The following is a 19071-nucleotide window of genomic DNA, read 5'->3' on the forward strand; positions in this document are numbered from 1 at the left end:
TATTAATCTGTTTTTTAGTAATAAGGTTAATTTGTATATTTGAAATAGAAGAATTTAATTGTAGTTTAGGATATAATGTTGGTTTGAATTTAGGTAATTTTGAGAAATTAATTGTGGAGGTGCTTGGTTAATGGGTATAAGAATTTATAAATTAGCAGAAGATATGGGAATAGAAAATAAGGAATTAATTGAAACGTTACAAGACTTAGGTATTGATGTAACCAGTCATATGAGTACAGTAGATGAGGAGACGGCAGACTTGGTTAAAGAAGTGATACTTGGAGCAGACGAAGAGGCAGAAGAAGGGTTTGAAAATGTAATTGAATTTGAAGAAGGGATGACGGTTAAGGATTTATCAGAGGCTTTAGATATTGCTCCTAATTCATTGATGGCTGATTTGATTAATTTAGGAATTATGGCTACTATCAACCAAGAGTTAGATTTTGAGCAGGTTGAGAAGGTTGCTATGGTATATGATTATGGGGTAGAAGAGGTTGAAAATGAAGAAGAGGAAGAAGATATTTATGGTTTAGTAAATGATTTTGAAGATAAAGACGAAAATCTTGAATTAAGGCCCCCAGTAATTACTGTAATGGGGCACGTTGACCACGGAAAGACTACTTTATTAGATGCGATACGAAAAACAGAAGTAACTGCAGGAGAAGCAGGTGGAATTACTCAGCATATAGGTGCTTATCAGGTTGAAGTTGATGGGAAGAAAATTACCTTCTTAGATACTCCAGGTCATGAGGCCTTTACTTCTATGAGAGCTCGTGGTGCTCAAGCTACTGATATAGCTATCTTAGTAGTAGCAGCAGATGATGGTATAATGCCTCAAACTATAGAAGCTATTAATCATGCTAAGGCTGCCCAGGTTCCAATTATAATAGCGATAAATAAGATTGACCGACCAAATGCTCAACCAGATAGAGTAAAGCAGGAGTTAACTGAGCATGGATTAGTAGTAGAAGAGTGGGGTGGAGATACTATTGCCGTTCCTGTTTCTGCTTTACAGCAAGAGAATTTAGATGAATTATTAGAGATGATCTTATTAACTGCTGAGATGGAAGAGTTAAAGGCTAACCCAAGTCGCCCGGCAAATGGAATTATTATTGAGGCTGAGCTTGATAAGGGACGAGGTTCAGTAGCTACTGTTTTAGTTCAAAATGGTACATTAAGGGTAGGAGATGCTATAGTTGCTGGTTTAGCTTCAGGTAGAGTTAGAGCTATGATCAACGATAAAGGTGAAAGAATAGAAGAAGCACCACCTGCCACTCCTGTTGAAGTTTTAGGATTATCTGATGTTCCTAATGCAGGAGATTTACTAGAGGTGTTAGAGGATGATCAAAGCGCTAGAAATGTTGCACAGATGCGTAAAAATAAGATGCGTGCTGATCAATTAACAGGAAATACAACAGTAAATCTAGATGATCTATTTAGTCAGATTCAGCAAGGTGACATTAAGGAATTAAACATTCTTGTTAAAGCTGATGTACAAGGTTCAGTAGAAGCTGTTAAAGAGTCATTATTGAAGTTAAGCACAGATGAAGTTGAAGTAAATATAGTCCATGGTGGTGTTGGTGGAGTTACTGAAACTGATGTAATGTTAGCTTCTGCTTCTAAGGCGATTATTATAGGATTTAATGTAAGACCTGGTGTTAATGCTCGTAAGGTGGCAGAGAAAGAACAAGTCGATATTAGAACTTATCGAATAATTTATAAAGCTATTGAGGATATTAAGAATGCTATGGAAGGATTGTTAGATCCTGATTATAAAGAGGTTATCTTAGGTCAAGTTGAGGTTAGAGATACATTTAAAGTACCAAAAGTAGGTGTGATTGCTGGTGCTTATGTAACTAATGGAATGGTTAGTCGTAATGCTCAAGTAAGGCTGTTAAGAGATGGTAAGATTATTAAAGAGGGTGAGATATCATCTCTAAAAAGGTTTAAAGATGATGTGCGTGAAGTAAGAGAAGGTTATGAGTGTGGAATTGGAATTGAAGGATATAATGATATTAAAGAAGGAGATGTTATGGAAGTCTTTGACTTTGAAGAGGTCAAGAGAACTCTATAATTTGATAGGGGGTTGGAAATAATGTCTAATCATCGTGCTATGCGTGTGGCTGAGTCCATAAAAAAAGAAGTCAGTGATTTATTGCAAAAGGATATCAAAGATCCAAGAATTGGTTTTGTTACAGTAACCGATGTAGAGGTTTCAGGGGATCTTCGCCATGCTAAGGTGTTTGTAAGTATCTTAAATGGTGATAAGGAGGAGACTATGGATGGTCTAGAGGCTTCTACAGGGTTTATTAGAAGAGAGATAGGTCAAAGGATCAGGTTACGTCATACTCCTGAGATTATCTTTAGACATGATAATTCTATTGAGACTGGAACTAGGGTCTTTAAGATATTAGAAGATATTAAAAGAGATGAAAGTGATGAGTAATAAATTTGAAGAGATTATAAAAGTTATTAAGGAGAAGGATAGCTTTTTAATTACTAGCCATGTTGGCCCAGATGGTGACAGCTTAGGCTCTAGTTTAGGGTTAAAGCTAATATTGGAGAGCTTGGGGAAGAAAGGGATAGTTGTTATTGATGACCTTATCCCTAAGACCTTCTCTTTTTTGCCTGATATTGATAAGGTACTAAGATATGAAGAGGGTATGGAGTTAGAATTTGATGCTGCTTTTATATTAGATGCTGGTGACATCAAAAGGGTAGGAGAAGTAGAAGGTTTAATTGGTGATAAAGTAATGGTTAATATTGATCACCATGGAGATAACCCTTCTTTTGGAGATTATAACTTGGTAGAGGAAGCAGCAGCAACAGCTCAGCTTATTTATGATCTTATAGAGGAGATCGGTGGAGTTAAAGTAAATAATAATATTGCTACTGCCTTAGCTACTGGATTGATAACTGATACAGGATCTTTTAAGTATGCCAATACAACTGCTAAAACTCATAGGATCATGGGGCAACTTTTAGAGTATGATGTTGATACAGCAAAGATATGCAAAGAGGTCTTTGATACCCACTCGTATGAGGAACTAATGTTAAGGGCCAAAGCCTTAGATAGTATGGAGATTAATAGAGATCTTAAAGTGGCTTGGCTAAAGATAAGTCAAAGCTTATTAGAAGAGGCCGGAGCCAAATTAGATGATACTGGTGGATTGGTTAATTACCCTAGAAGTTTAGAGGGGATTGAAGTTGCTTTGATCTTTAAAGAGGTTGAAGAAACTTTGGTTAGAGTAAGTTTGAGATCCAATGAATACTTCCCAGTTGATCAGTTGGCCCATAAATTTGGTGGGGGAGGACATCCTCGAGCAGCAGGTTGTAGTATTGAAGAAAGTTTAGAAGAAGCTCAAAAGTTAATGATTAAAGCCATAGGAGAAATGGTTGGTGATATAAGTGAAGGGAATAGTTAATGTATTAAAACCTACAGGAATGACTTCCTTTGATATAATTGCTATCTGTAGGAGAATCTTTGGTATAAAGAAGATTGGACATGCTGGAACTTTAGATCCAGGTGCATCAGGTGTATTAACTGTTTGTTTAGGAAGGGCCACTAAGGTGGTTCCTTTTTTGACTGAAACTAAGAAAAAGTATAGAGCTGAAATAACCTTTGGGGTAGAGACTACTACCTTAGATGCTTTTGGTGAAGTTACAAATAAAGTAGAAGATTTTGAAATTAGAGAAGAAGATCTTTTAGAGGTTTTAGAAGGTTTTCAGGGTGATATAGAGCAGATCCCTCCTATGTATTCTGCTATTAAATATAAGGGGAAACCTTTATATAAGTTAGCAAGGCAAGGAAAGAAGATTAAGCGTAATCCTAGGAAGGTTAGAATATTTTCTTTAGATTTACTTCAATTTAATGGGAATAAAGCACTTGTTGATGTAGAATGTTCTAAAGGAACTTACATAAGAACGTTATGTTCAGATATAGGTAAAAGTTTAGGGGTAGGGGCATATATGTCATTTTTAGTTAGAACCCAGGTGGGGGAATTTTCTTTAGAGAAATCTCTAACCCTTGAAGAGCTAGAGCAGTTATCTAAGGAGGATAGAATAGAAGAAGCAATATCTAATCTAGATAAGGGCTTGTTTCATCTACCTGCAATTAAAGTTAAGTCAGCCTACGATATTCCTTTAACTCATGGGGTTTTTATAAAAGAAGAAGGGGTTGAGGATGATATAGATGCAGATCTAGTAGATGGTAAAACTTTTAGGATTTATAATTCTAAAGAGGAGTTTATTGCAGTTTATAGTTGGTCTGAGAAGAAGATGTTATTTAAACCAGAACGTGTATTTGTCTGATATTAAGAAAGGTTTCTACTTCTGGAAGGAGATTTTCTAATATGAGAATATATTATAATCAAAGTAAGAGTGATTCTACAGTAATGACCTTAGGAACCTTTGATGGTGTACATTCAGGTCATCAGGAGATTATAAAATTGACAATAGAAAGGGCCAAAGAATTAGGGTGTGATAGTGGTTTATTTACCTTTGATACCCACCCCTTAGATGTCCTTTTTCCTTTAAAAGCCCCTAAAGCTTTAACAAGTTGGTCTCAGAAGAGAAGAGTAATCGAAAAGTTTGGTGTGAATAAGATAATATTAAATAAATTCACAAAAGATTTTTCTAGAATACCGGCAGAGGAATTTATATTAAATTATATATTGAAGAGATTTAAAACAAAGGAAATCATTATAGGTAAAGACTTTAGGTATGGTTATAGGAATCAAGGTACTCCTCAGAAATTAAAAAGATTAGGTGAAAAATTAGGCTTTGGAGTAAATGTTGTAGGTTTTTTTAAGAGCAATAATAAGAAGATAAGTAGCACTAGAGTTCGTTCTCTAATAGAGAAGGGTAAATTAAATGAGGCTAAAGAGAAATTAAGAAGAAATTTTATGATTGAAGCTCATGTTGTAGGAGGAGATAAGAGAGGTAGAAAATTAGGTTTTCCTACAGCTAATTTAAACCCTGTTGTTAACTATGTACTTCCACCTGCTGGTGTATATTCATGTAGGGTTAAAGTAGATAATAATACTTATCTTGGAGTTGTTCATTTAGGTTTAAGACCAACTTTTGCCAAAGGTGAGTTTGCAATAGAGGTTCATATCTTTGATTTTTCTCAAAATATCTACGGAAAAAAAGTTGAACTAGAGTTTGTAGAAAGGATTAGAGGCGAGGAGAACTTTTCTACAAGCCAAGAGTTGATAGAGAAGATAAAAGAGGATATTAGAGTGGCTAAAGAACAGTTAAAAATTAATAATTGATAATTGACAGTTAAGTCCTTAAGAGCAAAAAATAGAGGATAGATCTGATAAATTAATTACTAAGTGCTTTGGTCTGTTGAATTTTATTTAATAATTGATTTTAAGTTTTACTCACACTGACACCGACACCGACACTAAAAGCGGGCTTTAGCCTAATTTGTTGATTAATTATCCAAATAGAGTTTACATTTAAAGATGATTATGCTAAAATATTAAATGGACTAACCTTTACTAGGTTTGGCTCTTCTCCGGTGCTTAACTTGGTAAGAGGGGTTTTTAAAATTATAAGGAGGTGAATGTTAATGTTAAACGAAGAAAGAAAGCAAGAGATTATCAATGAGTATGCTATCAATGAAGGTGATACTGGTTCTGCTCAGGTACAGATCGCTCTTTTAACTGAGAGAATTAAAGAGTTAACTGAACATCTTAAAACTCATAAGAAGGATCACAACTCTAGACGTGGACTTCTAAAAATGGTTGGTAAGAGAAGAAGGTTGCTTAGATACCTAAAGAATAATGAAATAGAAAATTATCGTGAATTAATCGCTAAGTTAGGAATTAGACGATAAAGATCTATAAACTTAAGAGCGGGGATTCCCGCTCTTAAGTTTTACAGTATTGATTTTATGGTAGAATTTTAGTTGAATTAATTAAAAGCCTTTAAAAAGGCTAAAATAAAAGTAAGGCTTTATTTATATAAAATTACATAAAGTAAACTACTTAATATTATATTTATTCTTTCTAAAATAGATTAAGAGGATGGATAAAAAATTTTAATCTGTAGATGCTAATAATTGTATAATTGAGGTAAAAAATTATTTGTTTTTATAGGTTTGTTTTGTACATAATATAAATAAAGCAAGGAAAGGAGAAAAAATATGACACAAACATGGACAACTGATTGGGGAGGTCGAGAGTTAACGATCGAAACTGGAAAGTTAGCTCAGCTTGCCAATGGATCAGTATTAATAAGATATGGAGATACAGTATTATTGGTAACTGCAACTATGTCAGATCCAAGACCTGGAATGAGCTACTTCCCATTAATGATTAATTATGAGGAAAGATTATATGCAGCTGGTAAGATACCAGGAGGTTTTCTTAAAAGGGAGGGGAGACCTAGCGATGCAGCTACTTTAGCAGCTCGTTTGATTGATCGTCCTTTAAGACCTTTATTCCCAAAAGGTTTTAGAAATGATGTACAGATAGTTGCTACAGTATTATCTTTAGATCAAGATAATGCGCCTGATATTACAGCTATGGTTGGTGCTTCTGCTGCTTTAGCAATTTCAGATATTCCTTTTGATGGGCCAATTGCTGGAGTTAACGTTGGTATGGTAGATGGAGAATTTATTATTAATCCAACTAGTGAACAATCCAAAGAAAGTGATCTAGATTTAACAGTAGCTGGAACCAAGGATGCTGTTATGATGGTTGAAGCAGCTTCTAACGAAGTATCAGAAGAGGATATGATTGAAGCAATTGACTTTGGACATCAAGCTCTTAAAAAGATTGTAGAGTTTCAAGAGAAGATAATTGAAGCTATTGGTAAAGAGAAAGCTGAAGTTGAACTTGAATTAATTGATGAACCAGAATTAGAAGCTGAGGTTGCAGAGTATGTAGGAGATAGACTATCTGAAGCTATGCAAACTAAGGATAAGCATGAACGTGGAGATAATCGTGATAGAGTTAAAGATGAAGTTAAAGAACACTTTAAAGAAAAATATGCAGATAGTGAAGATTTAGATTATATTATGAATGTAGTTAGTGAAACATTAAATAAATTAACTAAGAAAGCTATTAGAGATTTAGTATTGAACGAAGGTATTAGAGTTGATGGAAGAAAGCTAGATGAGGTTAGAGAAATCTGGTCTGAGGTAGGTATCTTGCCTAGAGTTCATGGTTCTGGAGTATTTACTCGAGGTCAAACTCAAGCTTTAACTGTTGCTACTTTAGGTGCTACAGGTGATGAGCAGATGTTAGATGGTTTAGAGAAAAAAGACTCTAAAAGATATATGCATCATTATAATTTCCCTGCTTATAGTGTTGGAGAGACTAGTCCGATGCGTTCGCCAGGTAGAAGAGAGATTGGACATGGTACTTTAGGAGAAAGAGCTCTTAGACCTATGATACCGTCTGCAGAAGAATTTCCTTATACAATAAGATTGGTTTCTGAAGTCTTATCATCAAATGGTTCTACTTCTCAAGCAAGTATCTGTGGAAGTACCCTAGCCTTAATGGATGCGGGTGTTCCTATTAAAGCTCCAGTTGCAGGTATTGCTATGGGATTAATGAAAGAGGATGATAATGTAGCAGTCCTAACAGATATTCAAGGATTAGAAGATTTTAATGGTGATATGGACTTTAAAGTAGCGGGTACTAAAGAAGGAATTACTGCTTTACAGATGGATATGAAAGTTAAGGGTGTTTCTAAGAAAATTTTAGGTGAAGCCTTAGACCAAGCCAAGGTTGGTAGACTTCATATCTTAGATAAAATGTTAGAAGTAATCTCTGAACCTAGAGAAGAATTATCAAGTTATGCTCCAAGTATTTTAAGTATGAGCATTGATCCAGACAAGATAAAGGATGTTATCGGTAAGGGTGGTAAGACTATCAAGAGTATCGTTGATGAAACTGGTGTTCAGATCGATATTGAAGACGATGGTACTATCTTTATTGCAGCTGCTGATCAAGAAAGTGGAAAACAAGCTGTTGATATTATTGAAAAGTTAACTAAAGATGTAGAAGTTGGTGAAATATATTTAGGTGAAGTTAAGAGAATAATGAACTTTGGTGCCTTTGTTGAGGTCTTGCCTGGTAAGGATGGTTTAGTTCATATCTCTAAATTAGCTGACGGTCACGTTAAGAGTGTTGAAGATGTAGTTAAGGTTGGAGATGAAGTGATGGTTAAGGTTATTGAAATTGATGATAGAGGTAGAATTAATCTATCACGGAAGGATGCCTTACCAAAAGCAGACAAAGAAGAAAAATAAAGAATTAACTTTAAGACATAAGCTGGATTATTTCTGGTTTATGTTTTTTAATATCACATAATCAAAAGGAGGTATAGTATGGAGTTTGGAGTTCACGTATCAATAGCTGGAGGAATAGATAAATCTCCCAAAAGAGCAGCTGATTTGGATTGTGGAACTTTTCAGATCTTCTCTACCAACCCCAGAGGCTGGAAGGGAAGAGAGATAAGTGATAAAGAAGCTAACAATTTTAAAGATAAGCTGAAAGAGTATAATTTCAATAAGACAGTAATACATACTTCTTATCTAATTAATATACCCTCTCCTAAGGATGAACTTTATAATAAATCTATCAAGGCTTTGAGAAAAGGTGTTAGAAGAGCCGATAAATTAGGTGTTGAATATATAGTCTTGCACCCTGGTAGTCATACGGGATCAGGAATAGAGAAGGGGATTAAGAGGATAGGCGAAGCTTTAAAGTTTATTTTAGAAGAAGAGAATCCAAAGGTAAATATCCTTTTGGAAAATGTAGCTGGGGCAGGAACAGCAATTGGATCTACAGTTGATGAGTTGGCCCAAATAATCGAACTTGCTAATAAGGATAAGAGATTAGGTATATGCTATGATACTTGTCATGGTTTTGCTGCTGGATACGATATCAGAGATAAGAAAAGATTGGATTGTCTTTTGCAGGAGATTGATGATAAAATAGGATTAGATAGATTAAGTGTAATTCATGCCAATGATTCAAAGGGTGAGTTAGCTTTTAATAAGGATCGGCATCATCATATTGGAAAAGGTAATATAGGTTTAGAAGGGTTTAGTAATTTAGTTAATCATCCCTCTTTATCAGATAAGTTGTTTATTTTAGAAACCCCTATAGATGAAGAAGGGGATGACACTTATAATCTAAAGACTATAAAGGGTTTGGTCAAGTAAGGAGCCTTAATAATGAATAAAAAATATATGTTGAAAGAAGTTAGTGATTTCTTTGCCCCTGAGAGCAGCTTAGCCTCTTTCTTTGAAAATTATGAATACCGACCTCAACAACAGAAGATGGCAAAGAAGGTTGCAGAGGTATTTTGTGATGAAGATCATCTTTTAGTAGAAGCAGGTACTGGGACAGGTAAGTCATTTGCTTACTTAGTTCCTAGTATTATATCGGCTTTGAAGGAAGAAGAGAAGGTAGTGGTTTCAACTAATACTATTAACTTACAAGAGCAGTTGATTAATAAGGATATTCCCTTGTTAAGGGAGATCTTTGATTTGGATTTTAAGGCTGTTTTGGTCAAAGGGAGAAGAAATTATATCTGCTTAAGAAGGTTAATTCAATATGAGAGAAGTGCTCAATTAGATGTAAAGGGTTATGAAGCTTTATCTAAGCTTAATAACTGGGTATTAGAGACTAAAACTGGATGTAGATCAGATCTTGGGTTTAGCTTACCCTTTAATTTTTGGGATCAGGTATGTTCAGAAAGTGATCTTTGTTTAAGGGGTAATTGCCCTTATTATGAACAATGCCATTTTATGTGGGCAAGAGATGAAGCTAAAGAGGCAGATATATTAATTGTAAATCATCATCTTCTTTTTGCTGATTTATCTGTGCGTAAGGATAGAGATCTTGATGATGAAGTTGCTGTCTTACCTCCATACAAGAAGGTTGTTTTTGATGAGGCACATAATATAGAAGATGTAGCTACAAGTTACTTAGGTTTTAGAGCCAGTAGAAGAGGTATAACAAAGTTTTTTGAGTCCTTATATAATACCAAGCAGAAGGTAGGAACTCTTATTGAATTAAGGAAAGCCACCGGAGAATTAAAAAAGGATATTAAGAAGAAGATGCAAGGTGAGATTGATAGTGAGTTAATTCCTACTGTACAGCGACTTAGGGAATTGAGCCACTCCTTTTTAGAGAGGCTAGGAAGCTTTGTTAAGAAGAATAAAAAAGGCGAAGGTAAATTAAGAATAGTTGAAAGAACTAGAGAGAGTAACTTTTGGCTTGAAGTATTAAAAGCTGATTCTGAGAATTTCTTGGTTAATCTTAATTTATTAGGTGGGAAGTTAAGTAAGATACTAAAACAGCTAGATATTTATGGAGAAGAGATAGAAGATATTTCGTCCTTAACAATGGAATTAGAGGCTAGAGTTGAATTTATATTAAAGTTGGGGGAGAATATAGCTGAAATAATTAATTATCCTCAAGAGGATTATATATATTGGATAGAAGCAGGTAAGGAGGATTGTAGTTTGCACTCTGCGCCTTTAAATATAGGTAAGGAGTTAGAGGAGAGTTTATTCTCTAAGATGAGCTCAGTAGTTTTAACTTCAGCTACTTTAACAGTGGCAAAGTCTTTTGATTTTATTAAAGAGAACCTAGGGTTGGTAGATTATCAGGTTCAAACTCTAGAGGTTGGCAGCCCTTTTGATTATAGTAAACAATTAAGAGTTGGTGTTGTTAAAAACATATCTTATCCAAAGGGTGATAAGTTTAATCAAGAGGTGACTAATTCTTTAAAGTCTATAATTAAAAAGACTCAAGGAAGAACTTTAGTCTTATTTACATCATATGGGATGTTAAATAATGTTTATTATAAATTAGAACAGGAATTAAAGTCTTTAGGTATTGACTACTTATATAAGCAAGGAATGAAGTCTAGAGATAAATTAGTAAAGGACTTTAAAACTAAGGAGAAGGTTGTTCTTCTAGGAACTTCTAGCTTCTGGGAGGGTGTTGATATTCCTGGGGACAAGCTAAGTTATGTTATAATTGTTAAACTCCCCTTTGTAGTTCCAAGTGAGCCGGTAGTTGAAGCTAAATTAGAGGAGATAAACCAAAGAGGTGAGAGTTCTTTTATGAAGTATATGCTACCTAAGGCGGCAATTAAGTTTAAACAGGGAGTAGGTAGGTTGATTCGAAGAAAAGAGGATAAGGGTTGGGTTATAATTTTAGATAATCGAGTTATAACCAAGAGGTATGGTAGAACATTTATAAACTCTTTGCCTGGAGGAACCAATGTATCAATTCGTGATATTAAAACTTTAGTTGAAGAAATTTAAGTTAATAAATAGGAATTTATATTAAAATGTAGAATAGTAGTATTGAGAGGAGGGAATAGTACTTAAGTTATGAAAAAAAGGTTAAGTTTGATTATATTATTTTTAGTATTGTTTATTGGTTTTGGCAATGTGGCTTTGGCTTCTTTTAACTTTGACTTAGAACTGATTTATACAGTAGAGCAAGGTGATAATTTAATTACTTTGGCCCGCAAATTTGGGACAACGGTTAATGAGATCAGGGAGGCTAATAATTTATCTAGAAACCAGTTTATTAGAATGGGAGATAGGCTAATTATTCCTCAAAATTATGAGTCAGAAGATGATCAAGTGAATATGATTAAATTTTATGAGAGGGATAATGATCTTAGCCGATATTCCTTAGCTGTCAATAGAGATTATCGGGTAAGGATTGAAAAAAATGGTGTTCCAGATGATATTGATATAAGTGATTTAAGGACCTTAGAATATAATATTAAGCGTGGAGATAATCTTTATGATCTAGCAAGAGAATTCAACACAAGCGTTAATGTATTAAAGAGATTAAATGGACTTGATAGTGCTGTTATCCGTTTAGGAGATATGATTAAATTACCTATAAATAATTTAACTCCTAAAGAGGTATTATATCATACTATAAGTGATGAAGAGTTTGAATTATTGGCAAGGATAATTCATGGAGAAGCTCGTGGAGAGCCTTATGTTGGACAGGTTGCTGTAGGTGCTGTAGTCTTAAATAGAGTCTTAGATCCTTATTTTCCAAATAATTTACGTGATGTTATCTATCAACCACGTCAGTTTAGTCCAGTGGCTGATGGTCAGATTTATCTAAGACCAAATCAAACGGCTTATAGAGCAGCTAGAGCTGCCTTGAAGGGTGAAGATCCGACAAGAGGAGCAGTGTATTTCCATAATCCTCGTACAGCTAACTATATTTGGTGGTTTGAAACCAGAGAGACGACAGTAGATATTGGAAATCATCGTTTTGCTAAGTGAATAGATTTAACTTAAATAGGAGCCTAAGGCTCCTGTTTTTTTAAGGTTTTACCCATTACTCATCACCAGTAATAAAGCTACGCTTTTTATTACTTATATAGTGTATCTTCTAATGGTAGGGAATAGGAATATAAAGTTGTTAATTTACATAAATTGCCTTTGATAAAGAGGTTGGTCTTATATATAATTATGAAAGCCAGTTGGAAAGGAAAGAAAAAATTTAGGAGGTGTTTTTAATGACAAAGAAAACTACGACAATTTTATCTATAGTAATTGCGTTGGTGATGGTCTTGTCTATTGTTGGTGAAGCTTCTGCTTTAGGAAGAAGACCTTTGCAGTTTGGAAGGTCTGGTGATGATGTTAGAGAGTTACAGCTTAAGTTAAATCAATTAAACTATGATGTAGGTAAAGCTACTGGTGTTTATGGTCAAAGAACAGAAAGGGCCGTTATCGATTTTCAAATAGACAACGGTTTAAGAATTGATGGTATTTCAGATTGGAGAACAATTAACAAGATAAATAGCAAGTTCTATACGGTAAGACGTGGTGATACTTTATCAAGTATTGCAAGAAGGCTTAATACTACTGTAAGAGCTATTAATGTAACTAATGGTAGAACATCTGATAGAATCTATCCAGGAGATAGGTTAGTAATTCCTGAAAGTAATGGAGTAGTAGAGGCTACACCTGCAAATGGTGCAGCTTCAAGAACTGTACGAGCTAATCCTAATACTAATTCTTTTAGTAGAGCTAATGTAACTCAAGCAGAGCGTGATTTATTAGCAAGAGCAGTTTATTCTGAAGCAAGAGGAGAATCATATGAAGGTCAAGTGGCAATAGCAGCAGTTGTTCTAAACCGAGTTCAAGATGATCGATTCCCTGATACAATTAGAGGAGTTATCTTCCAACCATGGGCATTTAGTGCTGTGCATGATGGACAGTTTTGGTTAGAGCCAGATGCTCAATCTAGAAGAGCTGTTGAAGAGGCATTAAATGGATGGGATCCTACTCGTGGAGCAGCATTTTATTACAACCCTGTTACAGCTACTTCACAATGGATGTTTGATAATATGACTAGTGATGTAATAATAGGAAAACACCATTTTTCATTGAAATAATAAAAAAGTGTGGCACTAGTTAAAATGTACCCTATAAGATGGACACTGAAAAAAAGAGTGTCACTTATAGGGTATTTTTTGTATAATAAAAATATATTATTTTAAAACATACAATTACAATAAATGTCAAAATGTGATAAAACAATCAAAATGATATTAGAAAATGAGTTTGAAATCATCTTTAATCTAAAGATAATTCGTAGGATAATGAAAAATAGTGATTATATGAATTATTAGAATAACTATTGCTGCTTAAACTTTTTTTATAAATATCCCTGGCATAGGGTACAGATTATTCTACTTGGCTCTTTTTTCTATCTTTTATAAAATAAAGGGATTATAAATTAAATGTAGAATATTATTAGTTATTAGTGTCTAGATTCTTCGCCCATACTTTTTATTGCTTGAAATATATAGAAGGAATGGTTTTAAACTTTTAGTTAAGAGAGAGCTTATATTATCTTTAAAATAACCAAAAGTGTGATTGATATAGAAAATGCTGGTGTTTATCAAGATATTTTTGATATGAATTGATATAGCCTTTAAGATAAAGATTTAGATAATGGTTTATTATTAGGCAGATTAGAAAAATTTATGGATATTTAGCTATTTTAACTAGAGGTCAAAAAGTGATTAAACTAGGTTCTAAAGCATATAGATGGTTAAGAGGTTATGTAGGTGAAGAGATTATTATAAAAGAAAAATTAGAGGTGGCTAATAACTACCTACCATAGTAATATGAAGGTCACAGGTTATAGGAAAATAAAATAGAAATTTAGTGTATTATAAAAACCCATCTAAAGCTTTTTGAATAGTTATGATTAAACTTATTCTATAGTTTTTGTAGAAATTTCATAAGTTTGAAAGAATATTAATGAGGGGGAATTAGCTTTGCTAGAAAGAAGAGTGAATTTTAATAATGAATCTGGTCTTCATGCGCGTCCTGCATCTATATTGGTTGAAGAGGCTCAAAAATATAAAGCAGAAGTAAAGTTGTTTAAAGGTGATAATGAAGCTGATGTGAAAAGTATTTTGGGTCTTATATGCTTAAAATTAAGGCATGGTGATGAAGTTATTATTAAAGGTGAGGGAGAAGATGCTCATAAAGCAGTAGATAGTTTGGGCCAATTGATGGAAGGTAAACTTAAGCTGTTGGCTTATAAGCAAGATAAGAAGGCTGTTGGGGAAGAAATAGATGAAGAATTATCTAAATATAATATTCCCAACCCTGCTCAAGTAATAAATATGATAGGCAGAGGTGTAAAAAAGACAATGGATTCTTTGGGGTCTGATATTGATTAAGCTCATTGGATAATATTAAGATAGGTTTGAAGATATCTTCAAACCTATCCTAATATCCTTAAATTTATATTATTAATTTTGTGAATGTGCATAAGTTGTCTTTTTTTAAGTTAATTATAAATTGTAGAAGAAAGGAGTGAAGTTATATGGATTTAGATAGGATAAAAGTTGATGAACTCAAATATATATTAGAAAATCAAAATGTAAGAACATTATTTCAACCAATTATTAATCTTCATAATGGAAATTTATTAGGTTATGAAGCTTTAAGTAGAGGACCTAAAGGGAGTTTGTTAGAAGGTGCTTTCAATTTATTTAGTGCTGCTAAAAAGTTTGATAAATTGATGGAAATAGAGGAATTATGTCGTAATAAAGCTTTGGATAGGTTTGGTAAATTTAAACTAGACTGCAAACTTTTTATAAATATAGATCCAATGGTTATATATCAATTTAATCAAAGAAGTAAAGAAAAATTATTGCTTTCTAAAGGGAATATAGTTATAGAATTGACAGAGAAGACCTCTATTGATAATTTTGAAAGGTTCAGTTTAGAATTAGAGGATTTAAAGAAAAAAGGATACAAGGTAGCTATAGATGATGCTGGATCTGGTTATTCAGGGTTACAATCAATTGTATCAATATCTTATAATTACATAAAGCTAGATATGTCTTTGGTTAGAGATATAGATAAAAATATGATTAAATACTATCTATTGAAATCATTAGTAAAGTTTGCTAGAGATATAGGGGCTAAAGTAATAGCCGAAGGAATAGAAACTAAGGAAGAATTAAGAGTTTTAATGGATTTAGGTGTTGATTATGGACAAGGTTATTTAATATCTAGGCCCAGTAATTTACCAAAATCAGAATTAGCGATAAGAGACTATATTATTAAAGAGAGAATGCTTACTAAGGTTAAGGATGATAATATAATTGGATCTATAGCGACAAAGGGAGCAACATTATCTATAGATGATAAGATTAGAGAGGCGGTAGCATTATTTGAAAAAGACAGCACCTTGCAGAATATCGTAATTTTAAAAGAGACTAAACCTTGTGGATTGTTAACAAGGAATAGATTATATTCTAAATTGGGAACTCGTTATGGTTATTCAAATTATATAGATAAAAAAGTTGGACTTATTATGAATAAAGAGCCTTTGGTTGTTGATAAGAATAGATCTATAGAGTCTGTAGCTAGATTAATTATGGACAGAGATTTAGAGGAAGTTTATGATAGTGTAATAGTGAGTGATGGTAGCAAATATTATGGTGACTTAGCTGTAAAAAATATATTGGATAAGCTATCTAAACTACAGATAGAAAGAGCTAAAAGGAGATCTCCTTTAACGGGATTGCCTGGGAATTTAAGTATTGAAGAGGAGATATCAAATCGTATATTATTTAACCAGCCTCTTTCCGTTCTTTATATAGATATTGATAATTTCAAACCCTATAACGATTCTTATGGATATAAAAAGGGTGATGATGTAATTACCTTTACTGCAGATATATTAAAAAAGACTTTGATGGATTTTGGAGATAAGAGTGATTTTGTGGGGCATATAGGTGGAGATGACTTTGTTATAGTTACGACGCCTGAAAAAGATGAAGTTATTAGCCAAGAATTAATAAAGAGGTTTAACAATGGTATTGGAAGATTCTTTAATGAAGAAGATATAAATAAAGGATATATTCTCTCGACTAGTAGAAGTGGGAAGGAATATAAAGCTCCTTTAATTACTATATCGATAGCAATTGTTAATAATCAGAACTATCAGATTGTAAACCATAGGCAGGTAAGTGATATTGTAGTTGAACTAAAGCAGAAAGCTAAAGGAATGCCGGGTAGTAATTTTATTAAAGGAAGAGAAATAATTTAATGATAGATATATGTGATTTAGCCAAGAGAATTCACTTTTTAAGTGGAATCTCTTTTTCTTTTTAAGCTATACTATATAGCAATATTAGCTGCTAGTGAACAGATAGATTTTGAGACTAAGTTATCGTCTAATTTCCTATCTTTGGAATAAAATATATGTTATAATATAGGGTTGTAGAGTATATCAATGTAGAGAGGAGTGATAAAGAGAGGGGATTACAAAATGGGGTATATAATTATCGGGAAATTTATTTTGGGTCTGTTGTTGTTTTTAGTAGGTTTGAAGGTTGTTAAAGATAGCTTTTATCAAGCTTCTCATAATAAAATTGAGTATATAATGAAGAGGCTAACAAAGAATATTTTCCTTAGTATAATAACAGGAATCTTAATAACTTCTATAATACAAAGTAGTAGTGCTACTATTGTTATTATTATTAGTTTGGTTAATGCTAAGATTTTATCGCTAGAAGAAGGAGTAGGGGTTATTATGGGGGCCAACATCGGTACTACTGCTACTGTTCAATTATTATCCTTTAACCTAGAGGATTATCTTTGGTTAATAACCTTGATTGGCCTTGGATTTTATCTTTTATATTACATAAAAAGAAATGATAATCTCAAATATATAGCTAGAGGTATAATAGGATTTGCAATTTTATTTGCTGGCTTAGAGGTTTTGAGCAGTATCATCTTAAATTTAAAGAGAGTAGATAGTTTTATCAGTTTGTTAACTTATCTATCAGTTAAGCCTATGTGGGGAATCCTTGTAGGGATAGTAGTGACTGCTCTTATACAAAGTAGTAGTGCTTTGACGGGGGTGGTTGTAGTTTTGGCTAAAGGTAATATGATATCCCTAGCTTTATCTATAACTATAGCTTTGGGGAGCAATATTGGAACCTGTATTACAGCTTTTATAGCAGGTCTAGGAACTTCAAAGACGGCTAGGAGGGTTGCAGTAGCTGATATTTTATTCAATATTATTGGTGTTTTAGCTATAATTCCCCTATTGCCCTTTTTTATTAGGATTATGTCATTAACAAGCCTTAGTTTAACGAGACAGATTGCAAACTCACATACAGTATTTAATATCTTTAACACCCTCTTAATATTAGTCTGGAGAAAGAGATTTATAGATTTAGTTGTTAAAATCACTTAAAATTGAGGGGGTTAAGATGAATTTTATCAAAGTTATAATATTAGGTTTGGTACAGGGTTTGACAGAGTTTTTGCCTGTTAGTAGTTCGGCTCATCTTGTGATTTTTCAAAGTATATTGGGGGTAGAGAAGGCAGGTATTACTCTTGAAGTATTCTTGCACTTTGGTACATTGATTGCAGTATTTATAGTATTTTGGCAAGATATTATAGATATAATCACCTTTAAACCTCAATGTCGTAGATTTACTATATATATAGCCTTAGGAACTATACCTGCCCTTGTTAGTGGACTTTTATTTGAAGAAAGGTTTGAAAAGGCTTTTTCAGATTTGAGATTAGTGGGATTTATGTTGCTGGTTACTGGTCTTTTATTATGGCTTTCAGATAGGGTTAGAGTTAAAGAGAGAGTAATGCAGGAGATGAACTGGTCTGATTCCTTGGTTGTTGGATTTGCTCAAGCTTTTGCCATATTTCCTGGGATATCTCGGTCAGGATCTACAATAGTAGGTGGGCTGTTTAAGGGGTTGGATAGAAAGTTGGCAGCAAAGTACTCTTTTTTATTATCAATACCGGTAATAGGGGGAGCTACAATATTAGAGAGTATAGATTTGATGAAAGAAGGTATGGGAGATATTAGTTTTATGGAGTTGGGGATAGGAACTTTTATATCGATGGTATCTGGTTACTTTGCAATTAAACTCTTGTTGAAGGTTATTAATAAAGAGCGGTTAAGTTTATTTGCTTATTATTGCTGGCTCTTAGGCTTCATAACGATATTATTGAATTAAGTTAGACAAAAGATTAGAATTGATTTTTAAGAAGGATATTATTTTGTAGAAGTAGAATTAAATAATGTGGGGTGGAGACTATGAAAGAGACTTTGAAGAATATATTTGAAAAGAGAAAATATGAATTTATGGGAATTGCTTTGATTGTTTTGGCCCTATTAAATACTATTAGTCTACTATCTAAGGATACGGGATTTGTGGGAGAGGCTTTTTCTAAAGGTATGAGATTAATAGTGGGCGGAGGTATCTATGGAGTTCCTGTACTATTAATAATCTTTGGCATCGGTATGATTTATAAGAGTAAGTTTAAGGTTAATATGAGTTCAAGGATGGTGGGTTTTATTATCTTATTATCTGTTGGCTTAATTTCTTTACACCTACCAGTGGAGCATCCAGATGAGTTTGTTTTTGCTTTCTCTGGTCAAGGTGGAGGGATTATTGGAGGTTTATTCTTATATATACTGAGGAAATTTTTTGCAGATGGAGGCACTTATGTAATTTTATCTGCTCTTACTTTGGTAAGTTTATTAT

16 protein-coding genes are annotated in these 19071 nt (G+C 33.3%); all 16 read left to right on the plus strand.

Annotation, left to right across the window (positions count from 1 at the left end):
* Positions 1 to 130 precede the first annotated feature (130 nt).
* Complete coding sequence (infB, locus tag HALSAC_RS0101220) at positions 131 to 2074, plus strand: translation initiation factor IF-2 (RefSeq protein WP_027338740.1); 1944 nt, start codon at positions 131 to 133, stop codon at positions 2072 to 2074.
* Between the two features lie 21 nt (positions 2075 to 2095).
* Positions 2096 to 2446 (plus strand): 30S ribosome-binding factor RbfA, encoded by a 351-nt coding sequence (gene rbfA / locus HALSAC_RS0101225; protein WP_027338741.1) that lies wholly within the window; start codon positions 2096 to 2098, stop codon positions 2444 to 2446.
* The gene (locus HALSAC_RS0101230; protein WP_245579409.1) at positions 2439 to 3425 is read left to right on the plus strand and encodes a DHH family phosphoesterase; all 987 of its coding nucleotides are present in this window, start codon (positions 2439 to 2441) and stop codon (positions 3423 to 3425) included. The genes rbfA and HALSAC_RS0101230 overlap by 8 nt, the downstream gene beginning before the upstream one ends.
* The gene (gene truB / locus HALSAC_RS0101235; RefSeq protein WP_027338743.1) at positions 3409 to 4311 is read left to right on the plus strand and encodes a tRNA pseudouridine(55) synthase TruB; all 903 of its coding nucleotides are present in this window, start codon (positions 3409 to 3411) and stop codon (positions 4309 to 4311) included. The genes HALSAC_RS0101230 and truB overlap by 17 nt, the downstream gene beginning before the upstream one ends.
* Before the next feature lie 41 nt (positions 4312 to 4352).
* On the plus strand, positions 4353 to 5273 hold the full coding sequence (locus tag HALSAC_RS0101240; RefSeq protein WP_027338744.1) for a bifunctional riboflavin kinase/FAD synthetase: 921 nt from the start codon (positions 4353 to 4355) through the stop codon (positions 5271 to 5273).
* Between the two features lie 302 nt (positions 5274 to 5575).
* A complete protein-coding gene (gene rpsO, locus HALSAC_RS0101245) occupies positions 5576 to 5842 on the plus strand; it encodes a 30S ribosomal protein S15 (RefSeq protein WP_027338745.1) in 267 nt (88 codons plus the stop codon).
* Between the two features lie 309 nt (positions 5843 to 6151).
* Complete coding sequence (gene pnp / locus HALSAC_RS0101250) at positions 6152 to 8266, plus strand: polyribonucleotide nucleotidyltransferase (protein WP_027338746.1); 2115 nt, start codon at positions 6152 to 6154, stop codon at positions 8264 to 8266.
* A gap of 78 nt (positions 8267 to 8344) precedes the next feature.
* A complete protein-coding gene (locus tag HALSAC_RS0101255) occupies positions 8345 to 9184 on the plus strand; it encodes a deoxyribonuclease IV (RefSeq protein WP_027338747.1) in 840 nt (279 codons plus the stop codon).
* A 12-nt stretch (positions 9185 to 9196) separates the two neighbouring features.
* On the plus strand, positions 9197 to 11302 hold the full coding sequence (locus HALSAC_RS0101260) for an ATP-dependent DNA helicase (protein WP_027338748.1): 2106 nt from the start codon (positions 9197 to 9199) through the stop codon (positions 11300 to 11302).
* Positions 11303 to 11371: 69 nt separating this feature from the next.
* Positions 11372 to 12295 carry a cell wall hydrolase gene (locus HALSAC_RS0101265; RefSeq protein ID WP_027338749.1) on the plus strand — a complete coding sequence of 308 codons (924 nt, stop codon included), beginning with the start codon at positions 11372 to 11374 and terminating at the stop codon, positions 12293 to 12295.
* 236 nt (positions 12296 to 12531) lie between these two features.
* The gene (locus tag HALSAC_RS0101270) at positions 12532 to 13413 is read left to right on the plus strand and encodes a cell wall hydrolase (RefSeq protein ID WP_027338750.1); all 882 of its coding nucleotides are present in this window, start codon (positions 12532 to 12534) and stop codon (positions 13411 to 13413) included.
* A gap of 891 nt (positions 13414 to 14304) precedes the next feature.
* Positions 14305 to 14715, plus strand: coding sequence for an HPr family phosphocarrier protein (locus tag HALSAC_RS16755; protein WP_084804253.1), 411 nt, complete (start codon positions 14305 to 14307; stop codon positions 14713 to 14715).
* Positions 14716 to 14861: 146 nt separating this feature from the next.
* Positions 14862 to 16598 (plus strand): GGDEF domain-containing protein, encoded by a 1737-nt coding sequence (locus HALSAC_RS0101285; protein WP_027338751.1) that lies wholly within the window; start codon positions 14862 to 14864, stop codon positions 16596 to 16598.
* Between the two features lie 222 nt (positions 16599 to 16820).
* Positions 16821 to 17753 carry a Na/Pi cotransporter family protein gene (locus tag HALSAC_RS0101290; RefSeq protein WP_027338752.1) on the plus strand — a complete coding sequence of 311 codons (933 nt, stop codon included), beginning with the start codon at positions 16821 to 16823 and terminating at the stop codon, positions 17751 to 17753.
* A 16-nt stretch (positions 17754 to 17769) separates the two neighbouring features.
* Complete coding sequence (gene uppP / locus HALSAC_RS0101295) at positions 17770 to 18540, plus strand: undecaprenyl-diphosphatase UppP (RefSeq protein ID WP_027338753.1); 771 nt, start codon at positions 17770 to 17772, stop codon at positions 18538 to 18540.
* A gap of 80 nt (positions 18541 to 18620) precedes the next feature.
* Positions 18621 to 19071, plus strand: a 451-nt coding sequence (locus HALSAC_RS14680) for a DNA translocase FtsK 4TM domain-containing protein (protein WP_035571036.1), incomplete at its 3' end; no start/stop codon positions are given.

Source organism: Halonatronum saccharophilum DSM 13868, assembly GCF_000517025.1.
GTDB classification, from domain to species: domain Bacteria; phylum Bacillota; class Halanaerobiia; order Halobacteroidales; family Halobacteroidaceae; genus Halonatronum; species Halonatronum saccharophilum.

Coding starts and splice junctions, on each gene's coding strand:
- infB (WP_027338740.1), top strand. CDS start 131: ATGGGTATAAGAATTTATAAATTAGCAGAAGATATGGGAATAGAAAAT.
- rbfA (WP_027338741.1), top strand. CDS start 2,096: ATGTCTAATCATCGTGCTATGCGTGTGGCTGAGTCCATAAAAAAAGAA.
- HALSAC_RS0101230 (WP_245579409.1), top strand. CDS start 2,439: ATGAGTAATAAATTTGAAGAGATTATAAAAGTTATTAAGGAGAAGGAT.
- HALSAC_RS0101240 (WP_027338744.1), top strand. CDS start 4,353: ATGAGAATATATTATAATCAAAGTAAGAGTGATTCTACAGTAATGACC.
- rpsO (WP_027338745.1), top strand. CDS start 5,576: ATGTTAAACGAAGAAAGAAAGCAAGAGATTATCAATGAGTATGCTATC.
- pnp (WP_027338746.1), top strand. CDS start 6,152: ATGACACAAACATGGACAACTGATTGGGGAGGTCGAGAGTTAACGATC.
- HALSAC_RS0101255 (WP_027338747.1), top strand. CDS start 8,345: ATGGAGTTTGGAGTTCACGTATCAATAGCTGGAGGAATAGATAAATCT.
- HALSAC_RS0101260 (WP_027338748.1), top strand. CDS start 9,197: ATGAATAAAAAATATATGTTGAAAGAAGTTAGTGATTTCTTTGCCCCT.
- HALSAC_RS0101265 (WP_027338749.1), top strand. CDS start 11,372: ATGAAAAAAAGGTTAAGTTTGATTATATTATTTTTAGTATTGTTTATT.
- HALSAC_RS0101270 (WP_027338750.1), top strand. CDS start 12,532: ATGACAAAGAAAACTACGACAATTTTATCTATAGTAATTGCGTTGGTG.
- HALSAC_RS0101285 (WP_027338751.1), top strand. CDS start 14,862: ATGGATTTAGATAGGATAAAAGTTGATGAACTCAAATATATATTAGAA.
- HALSAC_RS0101290 (WP_027338752.1), top strand. CDS start 16,821: ATGGGGTATATAATTATCGGGAAATTTATTTTGGGTCTGTTGTTGTTT.
- uppP (WP_027338753.1), top strand. CDS start 17,770: ATGAATTTTATCAAAGTTATAATATTAGGTTTGGTACAGGGTTTGACA.